This is a genomic window from Polaromonas sp. P1_E3, assembly GCF_056405935.1.
Window position 1 is genome coordinate 1 of the sequence record NZ_JBFUBD010000463.1, and the last position, 1,937, is coordinate 1,937.

1 protein-coding gene is annotated in these 1,937 nt (G+C 62.9%); it reads right to left on the reverse strand.

Going from position 1 to position 1,937, the window contains the following annotated elements; all coding sequences use genetic code 11:
• A partial coding sequence (locus tag AC1D0Z_RS20570; RefSeq protein ID WP_477660022.1) for a beta strand repeat-containing protein occupies positions 1 to 1,937 on the reverse strand: 1,937 nt, incomplete at both ends.

Here is a 1,937-nt window from a genome sequence, read left to right on the forward strand (position 1 = left end):
GTGTTGGTGGTGTCGTAGACCTTGTTGTTGGCTCCGACACCTGTGACCGTCAGGTTTGCCGGTGTGATGTTTGCAGTCAGCCCCGTTGGTTGCACCACGGTGTAGTTGCCGGCATCAGCGCCGCTCAACGTGTAGCCGGTCACGGTCACGGCTTTGCCGTTGCCTACATTCTTGTTGCCGAAAGTGCCGCTGCCGCCGGTGACACTCAGTACGTCACCGCTCAATGCAGCCACCGCGGCCGTACCATTGAGGGTGGCGGCATTGCTGGCGTCATACACCTTGCTGTTTGCCCCTACACCGGTAACAGTCACGCTGGCCGGCGTGATGTTGGCTGTCAAACCCGTGGGCTGCGCAACGGTGTAGTTGCCGGCATCGGYGCCGCCCAGCGTATAGCCGGTCACCGTCACGGCCTTGCCGTTGCCCACATTCTTGTTGGCGAAGGTGCCGCTGCCGGTCCCACCCACAGTCACCACATCGCCGCCCAATGCAGCTACTGCCGCCGTTCCACCCAGTGTGGCGGTAGTGGTCGTGTCATACACCTTGTTGCTCGCATTCACACCCGTGACAGCCAGGCTGGCGGGAGTGATGTTGGCGGTAAGCCCTGAAGGTTGCACCACGGTGTAGTTGCCAGCGTCAGCACCACCCAGCGTGTAGCCGGTCACCGTCACGGCCTTGCCATTCCCCACATTCTTGTCAGCAAAAGTACCGCTACCACCATTCACGTTCACCACGTCACCGCCCAGCGCAGCCACAGCGGCCGCGCCATTGAGGGTGGCGGCATTGCTGGCGTCATACACTTTGTTGTTTACCCCTACACCCGTAACCGCGAGGCTGGCAGGCGTGATGTTCGCCGTCACGGCGGTGGGTTGCACCACGGTGTAATTGCCGGCGTCGGCCCCGCCCAAGGTGTAGCCGGTCACTGTGACAGCCTTGCCGTTGCCCACATTCTTGTTGGCGAAGGTGCCGCTGCCTGTGCCGCCCAGGGTCACCGTATCGCCGGCGAGGGCCGTGACACCCGCCGTGCCTGTAAGGGTGGCAGCATTGCTGGCGTCATACACCTTGTTATTGGCTCCGACGCCTGTAATGGCAAGGCTGGCCGGCGTGATGTTCGCAGTGACAGCTGTGGGCTGCACCACGGTGTAGTTGCCCGCGTCGGCACCGCCAAGCGTGTAGCCGGTCACCGTCACGACCTTGCCGTTGCCCACGTTTTTGTTGGCGAACGTGCCACTGCCGGTTCCACCCACGGTCACCACGTCACCGCCCAGGGCTGTGACCCCCGCCGTTCCGTTGAGCGTGGCGTTGGTGGTGGTGTCGTAGACCTTGTTGTTGGCTCCGACGCCCGTAACCGTCAGATTTGCCGGTGTGATGTTGGCAGTCAGCCCCGTTGGCTGCACCACGGTGTAGTTGCCGGCGTCGGCACCACCCAGCGTGTAGCCGGTCACGGTCACGGCCTTGCCGTTGCCCACGTTCTTGTTGGCGAAGGTGCCGCTGCCCGTGCCGACCACGCCCACTGTGTCCCCGGCAAGCGCTGTGACACCCGCCGTGCCTGTAAGGGTGGCAGCATTGTTGGAGTCATACACCTTGTTATTGGCTCCGACGCCTGTGACGGCAAGACTGGCCGGTGTGATGTTTGCCGTCACGGCAGTGGGTTGCACCACGGTGTAATTCCCGGCGTCGGCGCCACTCAATGTATAGCCGGTCACCGTCACTGCCTTGCCGTTGCCCACGTTCTTGTTGGCGAACGTGCCGCTGCCCGTGCCACCCAGCGTCACGGTATCACCGGCAAGCGCAGTAACGGCCGCCGTTCCGTTCAGAGTGGCGCTGGTCGTTGTGTCATAGACCTTGTTGTTGGCTCCCACACCTGTGACAGCCAGGCTGGCTGGTGTGATGTTTGCCGTCACGGCAGTGGGTTGCACCACGGTGTAATTGCCGGCATC